Source organism: Allobosea sp. TWI1241 (assembly GCF_039673065.1).
Classification (GTDB): domain Bacteria; phylum Pseudomonadota; class Alphaproteobacteria; order Rhizobiales; family Beijerinckiaceae; genus Allobosea.
Genome location: NZ_JBDJKW010000010.1, coordinates 41,977 through 66,765, shown reverse-complemented (window position 1 = coordinate 66,765; position 24,789 = coordinate 41,977). Strand labels below are relative to the sequence as shown.

General features: G+C 70.7%; 23 protein-coding genes. 10 read left to right on the top strand and 13 right to left on the bottom strand.

Annotation, left to right across the window (positions count from 1 at the left end):
- Positions 1-102 precede the first annotated feature (102 nt).
- On the top strand, positions 103-972 hold the full coding sequence (locus ABE438_RS14040; protein WP_346503258.1) for a 4-(cytidine 5'-diphospho)-2-C-methyl-D-erythritol kinase: 870 nt from the start codon (positions 103-105) through the stop codon (positions 970-972).
- Between the two features lie 14 nt (positions 973-986).
- Here ABE438_RS14040 and ABE438_RS14035 read toward each other — a convergent pair whose 3' ends face one another.
- The gene (locus tag ABE438_RS14035; protein WP_346503257.1) at positions 987-2,003 is read right to left on the bottom strand and encodes a polyprenyl synthetase family protein; all 1,017 of its coding nucleotides are present in this window, start codon (positions 2,001-2,003) and stop codon (positions 987-989) included.
- 69 nt (positions 2,004-2,072) lie between these two features.
- Here ABE438_RS14035 and ABE438_RS14030 point away from each other — a divergent pair, with 69 nt between their 5' ends.
- Complete coding sequence (locus tag ABE438_RS14030; RefSeq protein WP_465248618.1) at positions 2,073-2,405, top strand: putative signal transducing protein; 333 nt, start codon at positions 2,073-2,075, stop codon at positions 2,403-2,405.
- Entirely contained in the window at positions 2,398-3,183 is a 786-nt protein-coding gene (locus ABE438_RS14025; RefSeq protein ID WP_346503256.1) for a tRNA1(Val) (adenine(37)-N6)-methyltransferase, read from the top strand. The genes ABE438_RS14030 and ABE438_RS14025 overlap by 8 nt, the downstream gene beginning before the upstream one ends.
- Here ABE438_RS14025 and ABE438_RS14020 read toward each other — a convergent pair whose 3' ends face one another.
- Complete coding sequence (locus tag ABE438_RS14020; RefSeq protein ID WP_346503255.1) at positions 3,184-3,468, bottom strand: hypothetical protein; 285 nt, start codon at positions 3,466-3,468, stop codon at positions 3,184-3,186.
- 73 nt (positions 3,469-3,541) lie between these two features.
- Complete coding sequence (locus ABE438_RS14015; protein ID WP_346503254.1) at positions 3,542-3,832, bottom strand: hypothetical protein; 291 nt, start codon at positions 3,830-3,832, stop codon at positions 3,542-3,544.
- A gap of 240 nt (positions 3,833-4,072) precedes the next feature.
- Here ABE438_RS14015 and ABE438_RS14010 point away from each other — a divergent pair, with 240 nt between their 5' ends.
- The 6 genes from ABE438_RS14010 to upp all read left to right on the top strand — a co-directional run bounded on the left by ABE438_RS14010 (position 4,073) and on the right by upp (position 10,993).
- The gene (locus ABE438_RS14010; protein ID WP_346503332.1) at positions 4,073-4,978 is read left to right on the top strand and encodes a glycine--tRNA ligase subunit alpha; all 906 of its coding nucleotides are present in this window, start codon (positions 4,073-4,075) and stop codon (positions 4,976-4,978) included.
- Positions 4,978-7,116, top strand: coding sequence for a glycine--tRNA ligase subunit beta (gene glyS, locus ABE438_RS14005; RefSeq protein WP_346503253.1), 2,139 nt, complete (start codon positions 4,978-4,980; stop codon positions 7,114-7,116). The genes ABE438_RS14010 and glyS overlap by 1 nt, the downstream gene beginning before the upstream one ends.
- Before the next feature lie 332 nt (positions 7,117-7,448).
- Positions 7,449-7,610: a Thivi_2564 family membrane protein gene (locus tag ABE438_RS14000; protein WP_346503252.1), complete on the top strand. Its 162-nt coding sequence runs from the start codon at positions 7,449-7,451 to the stop codon at positions 7,608-7,610.
- Positions 7,611-7,743: 133 nt separating this feature from the next.
- Entirely contained in the window at positions 7,744-9,006 is a 1,263-nt protein-coding gene (locus ABE438_RS13995; RefSeq protein WP_346503251.1) for a GTP cyclohydrolase II, read from the top strand.
- Between the two features lie 86 nt (positions 9,007-9,092).
- Positions 9,093-10,310: a URC4/urg3 family protein gene (locus tag ABE438_RS13990; protein ID WP_346503250.1), complete on the top strand. Its 1,218-nt coding sequence runs from the start codon at positions 9,093-9,095 to the stop codon at positions 10,308-10,310.
- 41 nt (positions 10,311-10,351) lie between these two features.
- Positions 10,352-10,993 carry a uracil phosphoribosyltransferase gene (gene upp / locus ABE438_RS13985; protein ID WP_346503249.1) on the top strand — a complete coding sequence of 214 codons (642 nt, stop codon included), beginning with the start codon at positions 10,352-10,354 and terminating at the stop codon, positions 10,991-10,993.
- Between the two features lie 70 nt (positions 10,994-11,063).
- Here upp and ABE438_RS13980 read toward each other — a convergent pair whose 3' ends face one another.
- The 8 genes from ABE438_RS13980 to ABE438_RS13945 all read right to left on the bottom strand — a co-directional run bounded on the left by ABE438_RS13980 (position 11,064) and on the right by ABE438_RS13945 (position 18,786).
- Positions 11,064-11,585, bottom strand: a complete 522-nt coding sequence (locus ABE438_RS13980; RefSeq protein WP_346503248.1) for an ureidoglycolate lyase — start codon at positions 11,583-11,585, stop codon at positions 11,064-11,066.
- Between the two features lie 88 nt (positions 11,586-11,673).
- Positions 11,674-12,645, bottom strand: a complete 972-nt coding sequence (locus ABE438_RS13975; protein ID WP_346503247.1) for a tripartite tricarboxylate transporter substrate-binding protein — start codon at positions 12,643-12,645, stop codon at positions 11,674-11,676.
- A 61-nt stretch (positions 12,646-12,706) separates the two neighbouring features.
- Positions 12,707-14,206, bottom strand: a complete 1,500-nt coding sequence (locus tag ABE438_RS13970; RefSeq protein WP_346503246.1) for a tripartite tricarboxylate transporter permease — start codon at positions 14,204-14,206, stop codon at positions 12,707-12,709.
- A 3-nt stretch (positions 14,207-14,209) separates the two neighbouring features.
- Positions 14,210-14,728: a tripartite tricarboxylate transporter TctB family protein gene (locus ABE438_RS13965; protein ID WP_346503245.1), complete on the bottom strand. Its 519-nt coding sequence runs from the start codon at positions 14,726-14,728 to the stop codon at positions 14,210-14,212.
- The gene (locus tag ABE438_RS13960; RefSeq protein WP_346503244.1) at positions 14,728-15,714 is read right to left on the bottom strand and encodes a LysR family transcriptional regulator; all 987 of its coding nucleotides are present in this window, start codon (positions 15,712-15,714) and stop codon (positions 14,728-14,730) included. The genes ABE438_RS13965 and ABE438_RS13960 overlap by 1 nt, the downstream gene beginning before the upstream one ends.
- Before the next feature lie 133 nt (positions 15,715-15,847).
- Positions 15,848-16,765: a DMT family transporter gene (locus ABE438_RS13955; RefSeq protein WP_346503243.1), complete on the bottom strand. Its 918-nt coding sequence runs from the start codon at positions 16,763-16,765 to the stop codon at positions 15,848-15,850.
- A 171-nt stretch (positions 16,766-16,936) separates the two neighbouring features.
- The gene (locus tag ABE438_RS13950) at positions 16,937-17,599 is read right to left on the bottom strand and encodes a glutathione S-transferase family protein (RefSeq protein WP_346503242.1); all 663 of its coding nucleotides are present in this window, start codon (positions 17,597-17,599) and stop codon (positions 16,937-16,939) included.
- Between the two features lie 29 nt (positions 17,600-17,628).
- Positions 17,629-18,786 (bottom strand): acyl-CoA dehydrogenase family protein, encoded by a 1,158-nt coding sequence (locus tag ABE438_RS13945; protein WP_346503241.1) that lies wholly within the window; start codon positions 18,784-18,786, stop codon positions 17,629-17,631.
- Between the two features lie 330 nt (positions 18,787-19,116).
- Between ABE438_RS13945 and mgtE the strand changes: the two genes are divergently transcribed.
- Complete coding sequence (mgtE, locus tag ABE438_RS13940; protein ID WP_346503240.1) at positions 19,117-20,499, top strand: magnesium transporter; 1,383 nt, start codon at positions 19,117-19,119, stop codon at positions 20,497-20,499.
- On the opposite strand, the gene ABE438_RS13935 is transcribed toward mgtE, so the two are convergent.
- On the bottom strand, positions 20,496-21,275 hold the full coding sequence (locus tag ABE438_RS13935; RefSeq protein WP_346503239.1) for an alpha/beta fold hydrolase: 780 nt from the start codon (positions 21,273-21,275) through the stop codon (positions 20,496-20,498). The genes mgtE and ABE438_RS13935 overlap by 4 nt on opposite strands.
- A gap of 149 nt (positions 21,276-21,424) precedes the next feature.
- Positions 21,425-24,718 carry an ATP-binding protein gene (locus tag ABE438_RS13930; protein ID WP_346503238.1) on the bottom strand — a complete coding sequence of 1,098 codons (3,294 nt, stop codon included), beginning with the start codon at positions 24,716-24,718 and terminating at the stop codon, positions 21,425-21,427.
- Between the last annotated feature and the right edge of the window lie 71 nt (positions 24,719-24,789).

Sequence of the window (24,789 nt, the reverse complement as noted above, 5' to 3'; positions counted from 1 at the left end):
CCCTGCCGGGCCGTCCGTGCATGACCGCCAGCGCCAGACCGCGCCCGGCCCGCGCGCGGGCGTCGCTCGCGTGAGGGCCGCTCGCCGACCGGGCCGTCCCGGATGCTGACCGCCCGCGCACCGGCCAAGGTCAACCTGACGCTGCGCGTGCTCGGGCGCCGTGCCGACGGCTATCACGCGCTCGAAAGCCTGGTGGCCTTCGCCGGCACCGGCGATTCGCTGACGCTGCATCCCGGCGAAGACGGGTCGATGACGCTGGCGGGGCCGTTCGGCGCGGCCCTTTCGGCCGGGCCGGACAATCTCGTGCTCAAGGCCGAGCGCGGCCTGCGCGCGGCGCTGCCCGGCCTGCGCTCCGGCCGTTTCCATCTGGTCAAGCGCCTGCCGGTGGCCTCGGGCATCGGCGGCGGTTCGGCCGACGCGGCCGCCGCGCTGCGCCTGCTCGCCCGGCTCAACGGCCTGCGCCTCGACGATCCCGTTCTCCTCGCGGTCGCGGCCGCGATCGGCGCCGATGTGCCGGTCTGCCTGCAGCCGCGGGCGCGGATGATGCGCGGCATCGGCGAACGGCTCGGCGCGCCGCTGCGCCTGCCGCGGTTGTTCTCCGTGCTGGCCAATCCGGGCGTGCCGGTCGAGACCGCCGCGGTCTTCTCGGCGCTCGGGCTGGCGCGGGGGGCCATGCGCGCTGACACGGAGAAAGGTGATCCCACCGTCGACAGCGGTGATCCGACCGCGTTTCACGCGGCGCTGGCGGGCGATCGCAATGATCTGGAAGCGCCGGCCTGTAGGGTCGCACCGGTGATCGCAGAGGTCGTTGCAGAACTCTCCGGCCTGCCTGGCTGCCGGCTTGCGCGCATGTCGGGCTCGGGCGCCACCTGCTTCGGCCTGTTCGACGACTGCGGGCAGGCGGCCGACGCGGCGCGCACGCTGGCGCGCGCCCGGTCGGGCTGGTGGGTGAAGGCGACGATGCTGTCCTGAAGGCCGCGCGGGCCTCAGTGGGCCCGCGAGACGCAGAAATCGACCGCGTCGTCGAGCGCCTGCTTCATCGGCGAGGCCGGGAAGAGGCCGAGCGCATCCTTGGCCATCTTGGCGTAGTGCCGCGCCCGTTCGACCGTGTCCTGGATCGCGCCATGGCGGCGCATCAGCGACTGGGCATGCTCCAGATCGCCGTCGCGGACATCGCCATCCTGCAGCACGCGGCGCCAGAAGCCGCGCTCGGTCTCGTCGCCGCGGCGGAAGGACAGCACCACCGGCAGCGTGATCTTGCCCTCGCGGAAATCGTCGCCGACATTCTTGCCGAGCTGGCCGGCGGAGCCGCCATAGTCCAGCGCGTCGTCGACGAGCTGGAAGGCGATGCCGAGGTTGAGCCCGTAGCTGCGGCAGGCGGCGGCATGGGCCTTGGAGGCGGCCGCGATCACCGGGCCGACCTCGCAGGCGGCGGCGAAGAGCTCCGCCGTCTTGCCGCGGATCACCGCGAGGTATTCGTCCTCGCTGGTCTCGGTGTTCTTGGCGGCGGCGAGCTGCATCACCTCGCCTTCCGCGATCACCGAGGCGGCGGTGGAGAGAATGTCGAGCGCGCGCAGCGAGCCGACCTCGACCATCATCTTGAAGGCTTGGCCGAGCAGGAAGTCGCCGACCAGCACGCTGGCCTCGTTGCCCCAGACCATGCGGGCGGCGAGCTTGCCGCGGCGCATGTCGCTCTCGTCGACCACGTCGTCGTGCAGCAGGGTCGCGGTGTGCATGAACTCGACCGAGGCGGCGAGCTTGACATGGCCTTCGCCGGCATAGTCGCACAGGGCGGCGGTGGCGAGCGTCAGCATCGGCCGCAGCCGCTTGCCGCCGGAAGAGATCAGGTGGTTGGCGACCTCCGGGATCATCGTCACGTCCGAGCCGGTGCGCGACAGGATCATCGCGTTGACGCGCTCCATGTCGGCGCGGGTCAGCCCGACCAGCGCCTCGATCCCGGCCTTTCCGGCTTCCTTGTCCTCGAAGGCCACGACAACGCCCACGCTCAAGCTCCGACTGTCTCTCCGGGCGACGCTTCCGCCCGCGCTTTGCATTGCCAGACCGTCGCATGCGTGGCCAGCCCCCGCAATCATCACAAGCCGGTGCAATTTGCCGCGACCGCGGGCGCGGCGGCGATTTTTGCGCTTGCGTGCCCTTCGTGCCATGGGCTCCATGGCGGCATGCATGAACTGCTCCGCTCGAACGATCTCGTGCTGCTCGGTGCCGTCGAGGCGCTGCTGTCTGCGGCGAATCTGGATTGCCTGATCGCCGACGAACACATCAGCGCGCTGGAGGGCATGATCGGCGCATTCCCGCGCCGGCTGCTGGTGCGCGAGGCCGATAGCCAGCGCGCCCGTGCCCTGCTGGTCGAGGCCGGCTTCGGCGCGGAGTTGCGCCATGGCTGACATCGCGGCGGACGGCGAGGTGCTGCCCGGTCTCGGGCCGGTGGCGGAGGATCGCGTGCTCGGCGGCGCGCTGCGCCTGCTCCAGCCCTGCCGCGGCCATCGCGCCGGTTCGGATGCGATCCTGCTCGCGGCGGCGATTCCTGATCTCGGCGGCGGCACGCTGGCGGATTTCGGTGCCGGCGCCGGCACGGTCGGGCTCGCGGTGGCGCTGCGCCAGCCGGCGCTCTCGGCGATCCTGGTCGAGCGCGATCCCGAACTGGCGGGGCTCGCGGCCCGCAACGCCGCACTCAATGGTCTTGGCGAGCGGGTCGCCACGGTCACAGCCGCGATCGGCGGCACGGGCGCGGGCAGCCTGAGGGCGGCGCTGCCGGGGCAGCAGGCCAATTGGGTGGCGATGAACCCGCCCTTCTTCCAGCCGGGCGAGGCGCGCATCTCGCCGGTGCCGAACCGCGGTGCCGCCCATGTCGCCGACACCACGCTGGCGAGCTGGCTCGCCGATGCGCGCCGCATCCTGAAGCCGCGGGGCGGGGTGACGATCATTCATCGTGCCGAGGCGCTGGGCGAGATCCTCGCCGGGCTGGGCGCGGGCTTCGGCGCGGTGTCCATCCGCCCCGTGCATGCGCAGGCCGGGAAGCCGGCGATCCGCGTGCTGGTCTCGGCGCTCTCCGGCAGCAGAAAGCCGGCAGAGATCCTGCCGGCTTTCGTTCTCAACGACGATGACGGGCGGTTCACGCCGCAGGCCGAGGCGGTTCACCGCGGCGCGGCGCTGCTCGCCTGATCAGCGGCAGACGCGGCGCTCGCGCACCACCCAGCCCCAACCGTCCCAATAGCGCACCGGCCGGTAGAAGCAGCGCGGGCCGTAATAGGGGCGGCCATAGCCGTAATACGGGCGGCCATAGCCGCCATAGCGCGGCGGCGGGGGCGGCGGCGGGCCGAAGCGGAAGCCGGGGCCGGAGCCGTCATAGCCGTAAGGGTAGGGCTGCGCCGCGGCCGGAACGGCCGTCAGGCTGGAGGCCCCGAGGACGATCGCCGTGGCGACGGCGGGAAGAAGCGTGCGAAGCATGGAACCTGTCCTTCGCTGTGGCTCCGGCCGGCCCGGGTCGGGCCGGCCGGTCTCGTCTCGTGCGCCTGCGCGATCAGCGGCAGACGCGGACCGGGCGGACCACCCAGCGATGGCCGTTCCAGACGCGGCGGTCCTGGAAGAAGCAGCGCGGGCGATAGACCGGACGGCCATAATGATGCGGGCGATGGCCGCGGTAATGCGGACGGCCGCGATGCCAGGCCTGCTGGACGAGATCGCCCTGCGCCTGCGCGACGGGCAGGCCGCCGGCGGCCAGCGGCGCGGCGGAAGCGGGCGCCGTGGCGAGGCCGGCGGCGAGAAGGGCGCCGGCGCCGAACAGGGCGGCGGTGATACGGTTCGACAGCATGTCGTCTCTCCTGCTGCTGGATGGGCACTTGCCCGGGCATCTCCCTTGCGGAAGACAGAACCGGTCTCGCCCGATGGATCACGAGATTAGCGATCTCTCCTGAACGCGATCCCGGCCGTCGGGTTCACATGGCGTTCATGCGCCGGAACTTGACCGGGGCCGTCGCGAGCCCCTAATCACCGCGCCTGTTTCCTCCCTGTCCGAAGGCTTGAGCCCGTGGCCGCGTCTGCCTCAGATCCGCTGAACCCGACCCGCTCCTTCCAGGGGCTGCTGCTGACGCTGCAGCGCTTCTGGGCCGAGCGGGGCTGCGTCGTCCTGCAGCCCTACGACATGGAGGTCGGCGCCGGCACCTTCCATCCGGCCACCACGCTGCGCGCGCTCGGGCCGAAGCCGTGGAAGGCCGCCTATGTGCAGCCCTCGCGCCGGCCCAAGGACGGGCGCTATGGCGAGAACCCCAACCGGCTCCAGCACTATTACCAGTTCCAGGTCATCCTGAAGCCGTCGCCGCCGGACCTGCAGCAGCTCTATCTCGACTCGCTTGCCGCGATCGGCGTCGATCTCGCGCTGCACGATGTGCGCTTCGTCGAGGACGACTGGGAGAGCCCGACGCTCGGCGCCTGGGGGCTGGGCTGGGAGTGCTGGTGCGACGGCATGGAGGTGAGCCAGTTCACCTATTTCCAGCAGGTCGCGGGCGTCGAATGCGCCCCCGTCGCGGGCGAGCTCACCTATGGGCTCGAGCGGCTGGCCATGTATGTCCAGGGCGTCGAGAACGTCTACGACCTCAACTTCAACGGCCAGGAGGGGGCGGACCGCGTCTCCTATGGCGACGTCTTCCTGCAGGCCGAGCAGGAATTCTCTCGGCATAATTTCGAGCACGCCGACACCGCGATGCTGTTCCGCCACTTCGCCGACGCCGAGGGCGAGTGCAAGGCGCTGCTCGCCGCCGGCGAGAGCGAGGAAGGCCGCCATGCGCTCGCCCTGCCGGCCTATGACCAGTGCATCAAGGCGAGCCACGTCTTCAACCTGCTCGATGCGCGCGGCGTGATCTCGGTCACCGAGCGCCAGAGCTACATCCTGCGCGTGCGCGAGCTCGCCAAGGCCTGCGGCGCCGCCTGGCTCAAGACGGCCGGCGGGGGAGCGAACTGATGCCTGATCTCCTGCTCGAACTTTTCTCCGAGGAAATTCCGGCGCGCATGCAGCGGCGCGCGGCTGACGACCTCAAGAAGCTCGTCACCGACGCGCTGGTCGAGCGTGGCCTCGTCTATGAGGGCGCCATGGCCTTCGCGACGCCGCGGCGGCTGGCGCTGCACGTCGCCGGCCTGCCGGTGCGCGGCAACGATGTTCGCGAGGAGCGCAAGGGCCCGCGCGTCGGCGCGCCCGAGGCTGCGGTCCAGGGCTTCCTCAAGGCCGCCGGCCTGTCGTCGCTCGACCAGGCCACCATCGTCAGCGACCCCAAGAAGGGCGATTCCTACGTCGCGGTGATCGAGAAGCCGGGGCAGGAGACGCTGGCCGCGATCGCCGAGATCGTGCCGGCGGTGATCCGCGCCTTTCCTTGGCCGAAATCGATGCGCTGGGGCGCGGCCTCGGCCGCCGGCGCCAGCCTGCGCTGGGTGCGCCCGCTGCATTCGATCCTCTGCACCTTCGGCGCCGAGACCGAGGATACCGAGATCGTGCCCTTCGAGGTCGACGGCATCCGCTCGGGCAACGTCACCTATGGTCACCGCTTCCATGCGCCCGGCCCGATCACGGTCAAGCGCTTCGACGACTATGTCGCCTCGCTGGAGAAGGCGAAGGTCGTGCTCGACGCCGACCGGCGCAAGGAGATCATCGCCACCGACGCCCAGACGCTGGCCTTCGCCGCCGGGCTCGAACTGGTCGAGGATGAGGGGCTGCTCGAGGAGGTCGCCGGCCTGGTCGAATGGCCGGTGGTGCTGATGGGCGAGTTCGAGGAGCGCTTCCTCGCAATTCCCGGCGAGGCGATCCGCGCCACCATCCGCGCCAACCAGAAATGCTTCGTGCTGCGCGATCCCGCCACCGGCGCGCTGGCCAACCGCTTCATCCCGGTCTCGAACCTGATAGCCAGCGACGGCGGCAAGGCGATCACCGCCGGCAATGGCCGCGTCGTGCGGGCACGGCTCTCCGACGCCGCCTATTTCTGGCAGACCGATCGCGGCCCGCTGCCGGATCTCGACACGCTGCAGGAGAGCGCCGGCGATCTCGGCCTCGACCTTGCCAAGCCGCTCGACCAGCGCATGGCCAAGCTCGACCGGCTCGGCGTCGTCTTCCATGCCAAGCTCGGCACGCAAGGCGAGCGCGTTCGGCGCATCGCAGCACTGGCGAAGGAGCTGGCCCCGATCGCCGGCGCCGACCCGGCGCTGGCGGAACGTGCCGCCAAACTCGCCAAGGCCGACCTGCCGACCGAGATGGTCGGCGAATTCCCCGAATTGCAGGGCCTGATGGGCCGCAAATATGCGGAACTGCAGGGCGAGCATCCTTCCGTCGCCGCGGCGATCGAGGAGCACTACAAGCCGCTCGGCCCGTCAGACCGTGTCCCGAGCGATCCCGTTTCGGTGGCCGTCGCCCTCGCCGACAAGCTCGACACGCTCACCGGCTTCTGGGCGATCGACGAGAAGCCGACCGGCAGCAAGGACCCCTATGCGCTGCGCCGCGCGGCGCTGGGCGTGATCCGGCTGGTGGTCGAGAACGGGGTGCGGTTGGGGTTGGCCGCGATCGCGACCGATGCCGACCTCCTCTCCTTCTTCCACGACCGCCTCAAGGTCATGCTGCGCGAGCAGGGTGCGCGGCACGATCTCGTCGATGCGGTGCTGGGCGAGGGCGCGTCCGCCAATGACGACTTGCTGCTGATCACCCGCCGGGTCGCGGCGCTCGGCCGCTTCCTCGAGACCGAGGATGGCAGGAACCTGCTCGCGGGCTTCCGCCGCGCCGCCAACATCCTCAAGGCCGAGGAGAAGAAGGATGGCGAGGGCGCCTTCGCCGCCGCCGCCGACCTACAGCTCATCGCCGAGGCCGGGCTGATCGAGGAGAAGGGGCTCGCGGTCGCGCTGAGCCAGGCCGCGCCGAAGGCCGAGGCCGCCATCGCCGCCGAGGATTACGAGGCCGCCATGGCCGCGCTCGCCGAATTGCGGCCGGCGGTCGACGCCTTCTTCGACAAGGTGACGGTCAACGATCCCGACCCGGCGCTGCGGGCCAACCGCCTGCGCCTGCTCAACCAGCTGCGCGAGGCCACCCGCTCGGTGGCGGATTTCTCCCGCATCGCCGGCTGATGTTTCTGGCTCGGCGTGCCGCGATCCGGCACGCCGCGCTCTCCGCGCTCGCCCCGAAGGGCGGCGCCTGCCTGCCATGGCGGTCAGTGGTGCTGGAAGGCGCTGCCAGCTGGGTCCGGCTCCATCATGCCGTGAGTGCGTCCGCCGCTCGTGGCGGCGCACGACGCCGGTCACGCCTCCCCGTCGGCATTCCGCCTCAGGCGGCCGCCGGCTCCCGTACCGGAACCTTTTGCCGATCCGCGACGTTCTGCTGCCTGAGATCGCTGCCGGCGAATGCGTCGCCGTCTGCGCATCGGGGGGCCGGCTTCCGGCCGTGTCGGAGGATTTCAGGCATGAACATTCTGATTTCGCTTTTCATCACCGTGCTGGTGATCGGTCTGGTGCTGTATCTGGTGCGCATGCTGCCGCTCGACGGCAACATCAAGAACGTGCTGCAGATCATCGTCATCATCATCGGCATCATCTCGCTGCTGCGCTATCTGGCGGTGTTCTAGCCCTGGCCGCCGCGCGCGGCGGGACATGCGCCCGATTGACGAATATTCGGCGCTGATCCAGACTTCGCGAGGTCCAAGGGCCCCGGACGCGAAACCGTCCCGGGGCCCTTTCCCGTTGTCAGGGCCCCTCGCGATGACTGCGCAGAACCGCACGACGCATATCCGCCTGACCTCCCATCCCGAGCCCGGCAGCGCCGCCACGCGCTTCCCCGTCCGCTGGGGCGCCGAAACCGCGCAGGAGCGCGGGCCGATCATCGCCTCGACCACCGCGCCCGGCGACCGCAACGTGATCGGCGCCCATGGCGGCTCCTATTCGGTCTACCGGGCGCTGGCGATCTCGGCCCGCGCCATGAACCCGTCGCAGCGGCCGGACCTGACCAACACCCATCCGACCTCCGACATCCTGCCGCAGCCGCAATGGTCGGCGCCGGGCAAGATCGTCTCGCTCGATCCCTTCGGCCACCGCGTCGCCCAGGATTTCGGCCGGCTGATCGGCGAGGGCGTCGATATCCGCCCGACCATCGCGGTGACCAAGGCGCGGCTGAACCTGCCGGAGATCCTGGCCGCGATGGCAGCCCACCGGCTCGCGGCCGACGGGCACATCCTCCACGCCTCGGGCGACATCAGCGTCACCAAGATCGCGGTCGATCCCGTCTGGCACCTGCCCGGCATCGCCGAGCGCTTCGCCACCAGCGAGACGGAGCTGCGCCGCACGCTCTTCGAGCAGACCGGCGGCATGTATCCCGAGTTGGTGACGCGGCCGGACCTCAAGGTCTTCCTGCCGCCGATCGGCTCGATCACCGCCTATGTCGTCGGCGAGGTCTCGGCGATCGCCGATCCGCGCAAGCGCCTGGCCTGCCGCGTCCATGACGAGTGCAACGGCTCGGACGTGTTCGGCTCCGACATCTGCACCTGCCGGCCCTATCTGGTGCACGGCATCGAGGAGGCGGTGAAGGAAACGCAGGGCGGCGGCGTCGGCCTGATCGTCTACAACCGCAAGGAGGGCAGGGCGCTCGGCGAGGTCACGAAGTTCCTCGTCTACAATGCCCGCAAGCGCCAGGAGGGCGGCGATTCCGCCGCGACCTATTTCGAGCGCACCGAATGCGTCGCCGGCGTGCAGGACGCACGCTTCCAGCAATTGATGCCGGACGTGCTGCACTGGCTCGGCGTCACCCGCATCGACCGGCTGATGTCGATGTCGAACATGAAATACGACGCCATGGTCGAGAGCGGGATCGAGATCGGCGAGCGCGTCGCCATCCCGCCCGAGCTGATCCCGCCCGACGCCTCGGTCGAGATCGAGGCGAAGAAGGCGGCGGGCTATTACTCGCCGGACGGCACGCCCGGCGACAACGCCCTCAAGGCGACGGTGGGGCGCGATCTGGAAAAGTTCTGAGCTGTGGACGCGGCGGGGGCGGCGTGAGATGAGCGGAGGGACGATTTCATGGCCGCCAGCGGCCGGCCCAGCGAGCGGTCGACGACATGCCTGACACCAATCCGGACGCGATCCGCCGCCTGCTGAAGCCCGATGCCGTGCGCCAGCGGGCGCAGGAGATGCTGGCGCTGGCCCGCGCCGGCCGCCTCGGCCATTTCGCGCTGGACGAGACGCGACTGCCGGCCTGCGCCGACTATGTGCTCGAGACCATCCGGCAGAACTATCCCTCGCTCGACATTCCCTTCCATGCCCGCTGGCGGCACTTCACCGTCGTGGGCGTCGACCGCTGGGCGGCGCTGGCGGCGAAGGCGGCTTTTCCCGACGCGGCGGCGCGCGGGCGCGCGGCCTATGACCTCGCGGTGGTCAGCGTGCTGCTCGACGCCGGTGCCGGCGCCGACTGGCGCTATCGCGACGCGCTGACCGGCGACGACGTTCGCCGTTCGGAAGGGCTGGCGCTGGCCTCGCTCGACATGTTCGCCGCCGGCGCCTTCTCGGCGCGGCCGGAGGATCCCTATCGCGTCGACGCGGCCGCGCTGCGGCGGCTCGACGCCGACGCGCTGGCGGCGGGCTTCCAGGCCGGCCCCGGCAATCCGCTGATCGGGCTCGACGGGCGCGCCGCCCTGCTGAACCGGCTCGGCGAGGAGCTGAAGCGACAGGGCCTTTCGCGCCCGGGCGATCTGTTCGACCGGCTCTCGGCCGCCGCCGAGGGGCGCTCGCTGCGCGCCTCCTACATCCTGGCACAGGTGCTCGAGGTACTGGGCGGCATCTGGCCCTCGCGCCTCGTCGTGGCGGGCATCCCGCTCGGCGACAGCTGGCGTCATCCGCTGATCGGCGGCGCCGACGGCACGGCCGGCATCGTGCCCTTCCACAAGCTCTCGCAATGGCTGAGCTATTCGCTGATCGAGCCGCTGCAATGGGCCGGCATCGAGGTGATCGGCATCGACGAGCTGACCGGCCTGCCGGAATACCGCAATGGCGGCCTCTTCCTCGACATGGGCGTGCTCGTGCTCAAGGACCCCACCGATGCGACGCGCGCGCACGAGGTCGGCTCGCAGCTCGTGGTGGAATGGCGCGGCTTGACGGTTGCGTTGCTCGACGAGGTCGGCGAACTGGTTCGCCAGGCGCTGGGCATGACGACCGAGCAATTGCCGCTGGCCAAGGTGCTGGAGGGCGGGACCTGGGCGGCCGGCCGGCGGATCGCGCGCGAGCGGCGGCAGGGCGGCGGGCCGCCCTTGACCATCGTCAGCGACGGCACCGTATTCTGACCGGCGACACCGCGGCGGCACGACGAAGGGAACAGGGCTACATGACCACGAGCGCAAACGGCGTCACCGTCGTCGACCACCCGCTGGTGCAGCACAAGCTGACGCTGATGCGCGAGAAGGACCGGTCCACCAAGAGCTTCCGGCAGCTGCTGAACGAGATCGGCATGCTGCTCTGCTACGAGGTGACGCGCGACCTGCCGACCGAGCTGGTCGAGATCGAGACGCCGCTCCAGACCTCGATGCAGCCGGTGATCTCCGGCAAGAAGCTGGTCTTCGCGCCGATCCTGCGCGCCGGCGTCGGCTTCCTCGACAGCATGCTGGCGCTGGTGCCGGCGGCGCGCGTCGCCCATATCGGCCTCTATCGCGACCCCGACACCCTGCAGGCGGTCGAATACTACTTCAAGGCGCCGTCCGACATCGCCGACCGCCTCGTCGTGGTGATCGACCCGATGCTGGCGACCGCCAATTCGGCGGTGGCGGCGATCGACCGGCTCAAGGAGCGCGGCGCCAAGGATCTGCGCTTCGTCTGCCTGCTGGCGGCGCCCGAGGGTATCGCCCGCATGCGGGCCGCCCATCCCGACGTGCCGATCTGGACGGCGGCGATCGACGAGCGCCTGAACGACCACGGCTACATCGTGCCGGGCCTGGGCGACGCCGGCGACCGGATGTTCGGCACCCGCTGAGGCGTGCCGGCCGACTTTAGCCCCGCCGATCAACCGCCCTCGGACTACGGCCGGCCCCGAAGGCCGCCGCTCAGCCTGCGATCGTCACCGTGATCCCGGCTGCGTCGAAGTCGTGGACCTGGGTCCGCCGCGGCGGCACGCCCGGATTGGCGAAGAGCTCGTTCACCGTCGCCTCTTCCGAGAGGAAGAGGAAATCGGCATGGGCCGCGCCCTCCGGATAGGCGTCGATCGCGTGCCAGGTGCCGCGATGGAACATCACGCCCTGGCCTGCGAGGCGGAAGGCCTTCAGCGTCTCCGGTGCCGGCGGCACCTCGCCGGGCGGAGCCACCACGACGATGGCCGGCACGGAGGAGAGCGGCATGCGCGCCTCGCTGACGTGGAGATGCCGTTCGACCAGCCGCACCGCGAAGGGGCGCGCGTGATAGCGCACGATCTGCAGGCGCGGCGCCAGCTCGGCCGCGAAGGGCTGGAGCCAGATGTCGTAGCCCTCGCGCCCGGCGTCGCGCGGGCCGGCCGGCGCCAGCACACGGCCATAGGGCGCGAAGCTCTCGGGTTCGAGCGGCAGGACGGGCAGGCGGACGGCGCGGCTCATGCGGTCGCTCCTCGCAGGCTGTCGGACAAGACAATGCCGGCGGACCGCGAGGTCCGCCGGCACGGTGAGGCAGGCGGTCGAGCCGGCCTTACTTCTTCACGGCCTGCGACAGCACAGGGGTGAGCTTGTCGGCGTCGCGCTTGATCAGCGCGGCGAAGCCGGCCGGCGTGCGCTCCTCGGCGCTCGGGATCACGGCGCCCAGCCCGAGCAGGCGGGTCTTCACCGTCTCATCCTTCAGCGCCTTGTCGAGGGCGTCGACCAGCTTGTCGACGATCTCCTTCGGCGTGCCCTTCGGCGCAGCGAGCCCGTTCCAGGCCTCGATCTGGTACTCAGGCAGGCCGGCCTCCTTGGTCGTCGGCACGTCGGGCAGGGCCGGCGAGCGCTCGGCCGAGGCGACGGCATAGGCCTTGATCGTGCCGGCCTTGACCTGCTCGGAGACGCTGACGATCTGGTCGCACATGAAGTCGATCTGGCCGGAGACCAGGTCGTTCAGCGCCGGGCCGGTGCCGCGATAGGCGACCGAGTTCAGCTTCGGCACACCGAGCTGGCCCTTGAGCAGGGTGCAGGTCGTCCAGGAGACCGAGCCGACGCCGGCATGGGCTTCCGTCACCTTGTCGGTGTTGCCCTTCACATAGGCGACGAACTCCTTGAGGTCCTTCGGCGCGAAGTCCTTCTTGGCGACGATCAGGATCGGCGTGCCGCCGGCCAGGCCGATCGCCTGCATGCCGTCGATGGGATCGTATTTCAGGTTCGGATAGGTCGAGGGCGCGGCCGAGAAGGTGCCGAGATGGCCCATGGCGATGGTGTAGCCATCGGGCGCCGCGGTCAGCGCCCGAGTGATGCCGGTGGTGCCGCCGGCGCCGGCGACGTTCTCGACCACGACCTGCGTGCCCAGGGTCTTCGACATGCTCTCGCTGACGAGGCGGGCGATGACGTCGGTCGGGCCGCCGGCGGCGAAGGGCACGATCATCGTGATCGGCCGCTCGGGATATTTGGTCTGGGCCTGCGCGGGCAGCGCGAGCGCGAGCGCCGCGATGGCGCCGAGTGCGAGCTTCTTCATAGATGTCCTCCCTGGGAACGATGGCGACAGGATGGGGGCTGCGGCCGGGGCCGCAACCCCGTCATTCGGTGAAGACCTCGTCGCGTTTCTTCGACATGGACGGCAGCAGCGCGATCACCAGAACCGCCACCGCGACGACCAGCAGCAGCAGCGAGATCGGGCGCTCGACGAAGGTCATGAACGAACCGCGCGAGATGATCAGTGCCTGCCGCAGCTTCTCCTCCATCAGCTTGCCGAGCACGAAGCCGAGCAGCAGCGGCGCCGGCTCGAAGCCGAGCTTGATCAGCAGGTAGCCGAACAGGCCGAACAGCGCCGTGAAGGCGACGTCCATCGGCTGGTTGTTCACCGAGTAGATGCCGATCGAGCAGAAGATCAGGATCGCCGGGAACATCAGCCGGTAGGGCACCTGCAGCAGTTTCACCCACAGGCCGACCAGCGGCAGGTTGATGATCAGCAGCATCAGGTTGCCGATCCACATCGAGGCGATCATGCCCCAGAACAGGTCCGGGTTGCGGGTCATCACCTGCGGGCCGGGGATGATGCCGTGAATGGTCATCGCGCCGACCATCAGCGCCATCACCGCGTTCGGCGGGATGCCGAGGGTGAGCAGCGGGATGAAGGCGGTCTGCGCGCCGGCATTATTGGCCGATTCCGGCCCGGCGACGCCCTCGATCGCGCCCTTGCCGAAGCGCGACGGATCCTTGGCCATCTTCTTCTCGACCGAGTAGCTGGCGAAGGGCCCCAGCACCGCGCCGTTGCCGGGCAGGATGCCGAGCACGCCGCCGATCAGCGTGCCGCGCACCGCCGGCATCGCCGATTGCTTGAGGTCGTCGAGATTCGGCAGCAGACGCCCGATCTTGGCGCGGACGACGTCGCGCGCCTCCGGGGTCTCCAGATTGCGCAGCACCTCGGCGAAGCCGAAGATGCCCATGGCGAGCACGGCGAAGTCGATGCCGTCCGCCAGCGGCGGGAAGCCCAGCGTCATGCGCTCCTGGCCGGTCTCCAGGTCGGTGCCGACGGTGGAGAGCAGCAGGCCGAGCATGATCATGCAGAAGGCCTTGAGGATCGAGCCGCGCGCCAGCACGACGGCGAAGCACAGGCCCATCACCATCAGCGAGAAGTATTCGGCCGGGCCGAACAGCAGGGCGAGCTTGGTCAGCGGCGCGCCGAGCGCGGCGATGATGACGGTGGCGAAGCAGCCGGCAAAGAAGGAGCCGATCGCCGCGGTGCCGAGCGCGATGCCGGCGCGGCCCTGCTTGGCCATCTGGTGGCCGTCCAGCGTGGTGACGACGGCGGTCGCCTCACCGGGGATGTTGACCAGGATCGCGGTGGTCGAGCCGCCATACTGGGCACCGTAATAGATGCCGGCCAGCATGATCAGCGCGCCGACGGGGTCGAGCCCGAAGGTGATCGGCAGCAGCATCGCGATGGTCGCGACCGGGCCGACGCCGGGCAGCACGCCGACCAGCGTGCCGACCATGCAGCCGATGAAGCACAGGCCGATATTCTTGAGGGTGAGGGCGACGCCGAAGCCGAGCCCGAGATTGGCGAAGATATCCATGCCTCAGATCCCCAGCAGCCAGGGCGCCAGCGGAATCGGCAGGTTCAGCCCGTATTTGAACAGCGCGATGCAGGCCGCGCTCATGGCGATGGTGAAGAGCAGCAGCTCCTTCGGCCGGCGGTCGTCGGCGGCGATGCCGGCGATCAGCATCACCAGCGGGCCGGAGACCAGCAGGCCGAGCGCCGGCACGCTGATCGGGCCGATGCTGAAGCCGCGGATGGTCATCGCGAAGACGCAGACGCCACCGAGCACGAAGAAAATGCCCTTGAAGGAGAGCGGCGAGAGCTTCTCGCCATTATAGCGGAAGGCGTTGATCACCACGAGCGCGCCGAGCGCCGCGCAGATCCAGGCGAAGGCCCTGGGCAGCATGCCCGGGCCGAGCTGGCGCAGCGTGCCGCTCGGCAGGTCGTTCGACAGGAGCAGCGCCAGCGCCGCGAGGGCGATCATGAAGATCCCGGCCGCGAGATCCTGTGTGGATCGGACGCGCAGTCCCCGCGCCGATTCGATGCTGTTCAGACTCATCAGGCTCCTCCGGCCGGCGTGGAAGCACGCACCGTCTTTTTCGATCTTGTGCGTGGCAGGGTGAAAGGCAGGACATTGTCCTCGTCGACCAGCGTGACGCTCTCGCGCAGGATCGCGAGGAAGTCGTCGCGGGCGGCAAGCTTCTGGTGGGGCCGCCAGGCCACGCCGACCAGCGCGCCGTCCGGCGGCGGGTCTAGCAGGGCTCCGCGCAGCTTGCGCATCGTCACGCGCGGGAAGCTCAGGCGCGACACCCAGTCGGGCGCCAGCGCCATGCCGAGCCCGGCCGCCACCGCCGACATCATCGCCGGCTTCTCGGTCGCCTCGATCGTGACGTTGGGCACCGAGCCGACGCTCTCGAAATAGGTCATGACCAGGTCGTAGGCGAAGGGCCGTATGCGCTTGGACGGCACCACGAAGGGCTGGCCGATCAGGTCGTGCATGGTCAGGTGCTCGCGCGCCGCCAGCGGGTGCGCCTCGTTCAGCACCACGATCGGCCGCTCGACGCGCAGCACCTCGAAGGCGCAATCGGTCGGCTTGCGCGGCGGCCGCGTCAGGGCGATGTCGAGCCGTCCCGCCTCCAGCATCTGGATCAGCGGCGTGGTCATCGCCTCGACGAACTTGATCTCGACGCCGGGATGGCGGGCGCGGAAGGTCACCAGCGCCTCGGGCACGAAGCTCGACGAGGCGGCGTCGATCGCGCCGACGCGCAGCACCTTGCCGGAGGCGAGCGAGGCCTCGCGCACCGCCCGCGAGGCGCGCTCCATGCCGGCCAGGATGCCCTTGGCCTCCTCGAGCATGATCAGCCCGGCGCGCGTCAGCGCAACCTGCCGGGTGGTGCGGGTGAGCAGGGCGACGCCGAGCTCGTCCTCGAGCGTGCTGATCTGGCGCGAGAGGGCAGGCGGAGCCAGCCCGAGCCGTTCCGCGGCGCGGCCGAAATGAAGCTCCTCCGCTACCGCGATGAAGCATCGCAGCTGCCTCAGATCCATTGCTGTCGCGCCTCCCCTCGGGCCGAGCGCAGGGCGTGCCATGGGCCGGTTGTCCCGGCTCTACCGCCCGCGCCGATCGTTCATCGGCAGAGCGTAGAGCAATTCATAATTTTTTGGCAATGAAACCTCCGGCCTAGACGGAGGCTTTCGTCAGCCGCCTGACCAGCCGCCCGTCGATCAGGGCCAGCCCCGCGAAGATCGCCGCCATGCCGCCGATATGGCGCGGCAGCAGCGCCTCCCCGAGCACGAAGGTACCGAGCAGGATCGCGCTGACCGGAATCAGGAAGGTGACGAGCGCGACATTGGTCGGCCCCGCCGCCCGCATGATCCGGAAGAAGATCGCATAGGCCAGCGCGGTCGAGGCCAGGGCCAGCCCCGCCATGGCGCCGAGCGCGGTCGGCGAGGGCAGGGGCAGCGTCCAGGGCGGATGCACCACCAGCAGGATCGGGATCGCCATCGCCGTGGTGGCGCTGAGCTGGCCGGCGGCGCTGACGAGCGGCGGCAGCTGCCGGAAGCGGCGCGCCACCAGTCCGGAGAAGGCATAGGAGAGCGTGGCGCCGACGCAGGCGAGCTGCGCCGCGAGATGCCCGCCCAGCCCGCCGAGCGCGTCGGGCCCCATCAGGATCGCGACGCCGGCGAGCCCGGCGAACACGCCGGCCATCTTGCGGCCCGAGGCCGGCTCGCCGCCGAACAGGTGCATCACGACCACGGTGAAGATCGGCGTGGTGGCGTTGATGATCGAGGCCAGCCCGCTGGCGATCTGCGTCTGGCCCCAGAGGATCAGCGTGAAGGGCACCAGATTGTTGAGGATGCCCATCAGCAGGAAGGAGGGCCAGAGCGGCCAGGCCGCAGCCGTCGGCGCGCCGGTGAGGCGCACGATGGCGAGCAGCGCCATCGCGGCCAGCCCGACCCGGACCAGCACCACCGCGAAGGGCGGCCATTCCGCCACAGCCAGCGCGTTGAAGAAGAAGGAGCCGCCCCACAGGACGGAGAGCAGGCAGAGCAGCGCCCATTCGCGGGCGCCCATCTGCTGCGCGGGGGAAGATGGCATAGCCGCCTCGTCGATGCGGGTTGGGGCGTCGGGATACGCCCCTCCCGCGGCCGGATCGGTCAGGAGGCGAGGCTGCGCAGCGGCCTTCGTCCGCCGCGTCCGCCGGTCGCTCCCGGTGTCGGGCGAGGCTCTACCGCGCCGGGCACCGGGCCGACACCCGGAAACAGCGGCTCAGGCCGGCTCGGCGTCGCGCGCCGCCCACATGGCGACGAAGGCGGGCCGGGCGTGCAGCCGCTGCAGCCATTCGCGCACATGCGGCACGGGCTCGAACAGCTCCGGCGCGAGCATGGCGTAGCGGATCGCCTCGGCGACGTTGATGTCGGCCACGGTGAAGCGCTTGCCGATCAGGTAGCCGCCGCCGTCGGCCAGCGTGCGATCGAGCACGGCGAAGGGCTTGGGCAGGGCGGCGAGCGAGGCCGCGACCACGGCCGGGTCGCGCTTCTCCGGCGGGTTCACCGCGCGGTGGACCATCAGGTTGAGGGCGTACTGCTCGCACTCCGTCACGGCCCAGAGCGACCACATCGCGGCGAGGCCCTCCTCCTGCACCGTCTCCGGTGCGACCGGCCCGCCATGCTTGCGGGCGAGGTAGAGGTTGATTGCCAGCGATTCGTGCAGGACGAAGCCGTCATCGTCGATCGAGGGGATGTGCCCGTTCGGGTTGATCTTCAGGAAGGCGGGGCTGCGGGTGTTGAGCGGCGCGTCGGCCGCCAGCGGGTCGGCGAGGCGATAGGCCTGCACCACCGGCACATGGTCGAAGGGGATGCCGAGCTCGTTGGCGAGCCAGACGGTGCGGCTCGCGCGCGAGCGGTAGCAGCCATAGATGGTCAGGGTCATGCGGGTGTCCTGGCGGTTAGAGCGCGCGCTCAGCCGAGCTGGCGCAGGGTTTCGCGGGCGATGATCAGGCGCTGGATCTCCGAGGTGCCCTCGTAGATGCGCGTGATCCGGGCGTCGCGCGCATAGCGCTCGACGGGGTAGTCGCGGCAATAGCCGGCGCCGCCATGCATCTGCAGGGCGGTGTCGGTGCAGCGATGCGCGGCCTCCGAAGCGAAGAGCTTGGCCATCGAGGCTTCCCGGGCGAAGGGGTCGCCACGGTCCTTGCGCGCCGCCGCGTCGAGGATCAGCAGCCGCGCGGCGTGCAGATCGACCTCGCGGTCGGCGATCATCCATTGCAGGCCCTGGAAGCTGGCCAGCGGCTGCCCGAACTGCCGGCGCTCGCGGATATAGGCCTTGGCGGCGTCCATCGCCGCGCGCGCGATGCCGAGCGAGACCGCCGCCACGCCGATGCGCCCGCCGGCGAGTTCGCCGACCGCGACGCGGAATCCGTCGTTCTCCCGCCCCATCAGGGCTTCGGCCGGGATGCGGGCGCCGTCGAAGCGCACGATATTGGTGGCCGAGCCGGTCTGGCCCATCTTGCTCTCGGCCTTGCCGATGCTCACGCCGGGCGTGCCGGCCGGCACGAGGAAGACCGAAATGCCCTTGCCCTTCGGCGCGTCGGGGTCGGTCACCGCCCAGACCACGAAGATGCCGGCATATTCGCCGCTGGTGATGTAGAGCTTCTCGCCGTCGAGGACGTAGGAATCGCCGTCGCGCCGTGCCCGCAGCGCCATGCCGGCAGGGTCGGAGCCCGCGCCGGATTCCGTCAGGCAGAAGGCGCCGGCGGGATAGCTGCCGTCGGCGAGCTTCGGCAGATGCTCTTCCTTCTGCGCCGCGGTGCCGACCGCCTGGATCACCTCGCCGACCATGTTGGTCACCGAGGTGGTCACCGCCGTCGCGGCGCAGGCGGCTGCGAACTCCTCCAGCGCCAGCGCGAAGGCGACCGTGCCGGCTTCGCTGCCGCCATAGGCGGCCGCGACATTCAGCGCCATGAAGCCGTTCTCGGCCATGAGCTTGAGATTGGCGAGGAAGCCGTCCCGGCCCTCGCCGTGGTCGAGCGCCTCGGCCAATGGCGCGAGCCTGTCGGCGGCGAGCCGGCGCGCGCTCTCGCGGATCAGCTCTTCTTCCTCGGAGAATGCGAACTGCATGGGACCGTCCGGGCTGTTGCGTGCCCAACTCTAGGACGGCGCCGGCTCCGCGCCAACGCGCAAGCGTCGCGGCTCCGGCTTGGCGTGGATGCGCGACGGCACCTGTGCAGGGCGCTTGACGAAGGCGCGCAACAGGCGCATCTGGCGCCCGTCCGGTCGGCGCGCCAACGCCCGTCGCCCGGTCTCACCAAGGAACCCCGATCCCCATGCCAAGCGACAGTCCCAGTCGACCGTCCTTGCCGTCGCCGGCCGTCCGTCCGCGCGCCTGATCCCTCGTGACAGGCTCGCCTGCGTTCGGCCATCGACGGCCGAACCGGAAGGAAGCGAGCCATGAACGCCGCTGTCACCCCATTCGCGAGCCGCGCCCCGGGCGGGCTCGATCTCGCCGGCACCACGCTGCACGGCGTCCATGTCGCCGATATCGCCGAGCGGCTGAACGCGGTCGAGCCTGCCGAGGCCGCGGCCATCCTGCTCGCCATGCCGGCGGGACGGGCGGTCGACGTGCTCGACCAGCCCGAACTCGTCGCGCCTGGCGCGATCCTCAAGGCGCTGCCGCTCGAGCGCGCGGTCGCCTTCATCCAGGCGATGTCGTCCGACCGTGTCGCCGAGATCTTCCGCAACGACCTTTCCGAGCCGGACCGGCACCGCTTCGTCGCGCGGCTCGACGGCGAGACCCGCGCCGCGCTGGCGGCGCTGCTGGCGTGGCCGGAGCACAGCGCCGGCGCGATCATGACGACCGAGTTCGTCAGCGTGCCGGCCGACTGGACGATCGCCCGCACGCTCGACCATGTCCGCACCGTCGAGCGCAGCCGCGAGACCGTCTATGCGATCTACGTGGTCGAGCCGGAGGGCGGTCGCCTTGTCCAGGCGGTGGCGCTGCGCCGGCTGATCTCGGGCGATCCGGCCGCGCCGATCGTCAGCGCCGGCGGCGTGCGCCCGCCGGTCAGCGTCGCGCCGGGGACGGATCGCGAGGAGGTGGCGCGGCTGATCGCCAAGTACAACCTCCTCGCCGTGCCGGTGGTCGACGCCCGGGAGCGCATGCTCGGCATCGTCACCGTCGACGACGTCATCGACGCGATGATCGACGAGACCACCGAGGACGTGCAGAAGCTCGGCGGCATGGAGGCGCTGGGCGCGCCCTATCCGCGCATCGGCTTCCTCGAGATGATCCGCAAGCGTGCCGGCTGGCTCAGCGTACTGCTGATCGGCGAGATGCTGACGGCCTCGGTCATGCAGCATTACGAGGGCGAGCTGGAGAAGGCGCTGGTGCTGACGCTCTTCATCCCGCTGATCATGAGCTCCGGCGGCAATTCCGGCTCGCAGGCGACCTCGCTGATCATCCGGTCGCTGGCGCTGCGCGAACTCGGCCTCGGCGACTGGTGGCGGGTGGCGCTGCGCGAATTGCCGACCGGCATGACGCTCGGCGCCATCCTCGGCGCGATCGGCATGGTGCGCGTCGTCGTCTGGCAGAAGACCGGCCTCTACGATTACGGCGAGCACTGGGGCCTGGTTGCCGTCACCATCGGCGCGGCCCTGATCGGCATCGTCACCTTCGGCTCTCTGGCCGGCTCGATGCTGCCCTTTATCCTGACCCGGCTGGGCTTCGACCCGGCCAGCGCCTCGGCGCCCTTCGTGGCGACGCTGGTCGATGTCTCCGGGCTGGTGATCTATTTCAGCATCGCCGCCCTGATCCTGCGCGGCACCTTGCTCTAGCCGGGCGCGCCGCGGCCGGCACCGGCGACGAAGTCGCGGAGCGCCGGCGCCACCGCGTCCGGATCGTCCTGCAGCACGGTGTGCGTCGCGAAGGGCAGGTTGAGCAGCCGGGCTCCGGGCACGCGCTCGGCCAGCCCGGCCGCCTGGGCGCGGGAGACGAGTGCGTCCTCGTCCCCGTGTACCACCAGGAGAGGTGCGCGGATGGCGCGCACCGTCTCGCCCGGATAGGCGTCCGGCCCGTTGCCGAGCCACATGGCGCGGGTGGCTTCGAACAGCCGGGCGAAGTCAGGCGCGGGATTCTCCGCTTCGTAGCGGGCGACCCCGGCTGGAAACATTTCGCGCCACTGCGCCTCGCTGATCTTGCGATAGAGATCGCGCGTCGGATCGTCCTCCGCCAGCTGCCAGTGTGCCCCGACCGTGACGAGGAAACGCGGTTGCGTTTCTGCCGTCGCGAGCCGCAACGCGACGATGCCGCCATCGCTGTGGCCGATGATCCCGGCCTGCGTGAGGCCGAGCGCCGCCAGCACGGCCGCGACGTCCTGCGCCAGACGACGATAGCTCAGCCTTTCACCGCCCAGCGCGGAGCGGCCATGGCCGCGGCTGTCGATGGCGACGAGGCGATGGTCGCAGCCGAGCCGCGCGGCCAGCGCAGCGAAGTCGGTGCGGCTGCCGAGGCCGCCATGCAGCAGCACGATGGGCTCGCCTTCCGGCACGCCGGTCTCGGCGACGAACAGCGCCGCATCGCCGGCCGTGATCGTTCTGCCCGTATCGAACATTGGCTGTCGTCTCCGCATCGTGCCGCCGGCAGGGCGCTTGCGCGGACGATAGGGCCGGGGCGGCGCGGCGACATTGATCCGTCACAAGGACCGGCGCGCCTCGCGGGGCGCGTGTCGCAGCGGAGGGAATCCGTGGCGCCGCCGCTGCGTCAGCCGGCCAGCACGCGCTGCGGCGGGAAGGTCACCTCGACCAGCGTGCCTTCCTTCTTGACGCTGGTGATCGAGAGCGCGGCGCGGTTGGCCTCGACCAGCGCCTTGGTCAGCGGCAGGCCGAGCCCGGTGCCGCCGGCCTTGCGCGTCGTCGGCACGCGGCGGAACGGCTCCAGCGCCAGCGCGATCTCGCTGTCGTCCATGCCGACGCCGGTGTCGCGCACCCGCAGGATCGCCTCGCCCTGGTCGCCGAGCGCCGTCGAGACGATGACCTGGCCGCCGGCATCGGTAAATTTCACCGCGTTGGAGAGCAGGTTCAGCACGATCTGGCGCAGCGAGCGCTCGTCGGCGACCACCGGCGGCAGCTTGGGTGCCAGCCCCGAGCGCAGCACGACGCGGCCGCGCTGGGCCTCCGGCTGCAGCAGGTTCACCGCCGAGAGCGCGATGTCGTTAAGGCTGACGCTGACGAAGTCGAGCTCCAGCTTGCCGGCCTCGATCTTGGCGAGGTCGAGCAGGTCGTTGACCAGGCTGATGACATAACCGCCCGACTGGTGGATATCGTGCAGGTATTCCTTGTAGCGCTCGTTCTCGATCGGCCCGAAGCGCTCCTCCGACATCACCTCGGCGAAGCCGATGATGGCGTTGAGCGGCGTGCGGATCTCGTGGCTGATCTTCGCCAGCACGTCCGACTTCTGTGCGCTGGCCTTCTCGGCGATCTTGCGCGCCTCGATCAGCTCGCCCTCGGTCTTCTTCCAGGCGGTGATGTCGCGCAGCACCGCGCAGAACTTGCTGTCGGGCGCCTCGGCGATCCGGCCCATGGTCATGAACAGCGGGATGCGGCCGCCCTGGCGCACGCGACCGACGATCTCGCGCCCGTCGTTCATCAGCGAGGCGACGCCGCCGCCGATCAGACCGTCGAGATAGTCGAGCGCCGGCGAATGGCTTTCGGGCGCGAAGAGCAGGGTGAAGAGCTCGCCGGTGACCTCGCGCTGGTCGTAGCCGAACAGCGCCTCGGCGCTCTTGTTGAGAGAGAGGATGCGCCCGCGCCCGTCGACGGTGACGACGCCGTCGGTCGCGGTGTCGAGCATCGCGCTCATCTCGGCGATGCGGGCCTGGAAGCCCTCGCCCTCGAGCCGCAGCGAGCGCACCCGCTGCGCCGCCTCTTCCTCTTCCGCCGCGAACTCGGCCGCGAGTTCGCGCTCCTCGGCCTCCTCCGCCGTCAGCTCCTCGAGCTCGCCGCCCGGCAGCCGGTTGCGGAAGGCCATCAGCGTGGCCGGCTCGCCCTGCCACGAGACGGTCGAGAGCCGGCCCTCGACGGCGATGACGCCGCCCTTGCGGTCGACCAGCATCATCGTGCTCTCGTCCGCGCCGACCGGGCCGCGGAAGAGCTGGCCGACGCCGCCACAGGCGGCAAGGTCGTCGACATCCGCATAGTCGAGGAGATCGAGCAGGGTGCGGTTGGCGTAGAGCGGCACGTCGTCCCGGTTGACCAGCACCGCGACCGGCAGCCGGTCGAGGATCTCGGCATGGGCGTTCGGCATGCGGGCGCGCGGCTCGGCCGGCTCCATGGCCGGTTCCGCGACTTGCGCCGGGTCGGTGACTTGCGAGGCCGGGGCGGCGGGCTGCTCTGCGGCGGGCTGCGCCGTCTCGCGCTCGTCCTGCAGCGTCAGCGGCGTCGCGGGCGGCAGGCGCGGCGCGGCCTCGTCCTCGCCGGCAATGCGGGCGCCAAGCGCCTTGGCGATCTCGCGGAAGGCGTTGCGCTCGGCCTTGGACAGATTGGCCTTGGAGGGTTCCAGCACCGGCCGGATCGCCGCGAACTGGCCGTTGCGCAGCTGCACGACATTGGTATCGGGCAGCCCGGCTTCGGCGGCGTCGTCGCTCTGGGCCGTGTGGGCGCTCTGGGCCGTGGCGTCGTTCCTGGCCGCGCGGACCTGCTCGGCGGTGTCCTCGTCCGGCTGCGGTTCGCTCGTTGTCCCGGCGACAGGTGCCGGGGTGGCCCGCTGCTCCGCGACCGGCGCTTCGGCGACCGGCTCCTCGGCCTCGCGCGCCGGCATCGTCGCTGCGGCAATGGATTCGCCGTCAGCCTCGTCCGCGCCGTCCTCGGCGATATCGGTCGCTTCGTCCACGGCAGCCGCTTCGGGGGCGGTGACGGTCTCCGTCGCCGTTTCCGTCTCGGCCTCAGGTTCGTCGGCGACGGGCGCCTCCGGCTGCCCGGGGGCGGTCTCGACCGGTGCCGTGGCCAGATCCGGCGCAGTGGCGTCTGCGCTGTCGGCAAGTGCTGCGGCGTCGTCGGTCGCGACCGGGGCAGCCTCGTGCGACGGCGCGAGTGCCGCGATCACAGGCGCTGCCGGGACAGCTGCGACGGCAGCGGTTTGCGAGCCACGGGCAAGGTCGGCGATGGCGGCTGCGGCGAGCGCGGGCTGGGCGGCGTTCGCCGCCTCATCCAGATCCGCCGCGGCGGCGGGCGCTTCGGCTGCGGGCAGGGGCTCGTTCTCCGGGCGGCGGACCAGGCCGAAGCCGCGGAAGCCGTTCGGCGCGCGCTCTGCGTCGAAGAGCGGGAAGCCGGAGAGTTCGACGCGCGCGGCCTCCTGCGGGCCGACACGCCAGAGCACGGGGTAGCCGCTCCAGGTCGCGTCGCCGGCGAGCCGGGCCGAAAGCTGGCCGTCGCCGTCGATGACCTCCTGGCCGATCAGTTCGCTCCAGCTGCGGCCGGGCAGGGCCTGGGCCGGCTCGGTGCCGGCGAGGCGGGCGAAATCGGGCGAGACGCTGGTGAAGCGACCGCTGCGGTCGCTCTGCCAGAGGAAGCGCAGATTGGCCGGGCGCGCCTGCTGCGCCGGCGGCTCCTCCGCGACCGCAAGCGCGGGCAGCGGCAGCGCGGCCTGCTGCTCGGTCGCCGGGGCGGGAGCGTCCTGGACTGGCAGGCGCACGCCGGCGCGGCGCAGTTCGGCTGCGTTGATGGCGAGGGCGATCGCGCGGCCGGCCGGCCCTTCGACCAGCTTGCAGGCGCAGGTGGTCAGCCCCTGCAGGGCGGAGCCGAAGCGCAGGCGTTCGAGGCGCAGCGTGCCCGGCGTCGCGGCGCCGGCGGCGAGCACGCGAAGGCGCTGGGCGACCATGGCGGGCAGGGCCGGTTCGCTCTCGCCGCGCAGCAGCGCCTTGCCTGCCGCATCGGCATGGAGGAGGGTGCCGTCCTCGGCGCAGAGCAGCAGCGCGCCGCCCGCGACGAACGGAGCGAGCGCGGCGTCTTTCGCCGCGGCCTGCCACAATTCCGTCCAGTGCTGTTCGGATCCGCTCATCTCGTCCCGCTTCTCAGGCCTGTCCCAACCCGGGGCGATTATGCCTAACAAAGCTTTAATAGCCTCCAAAC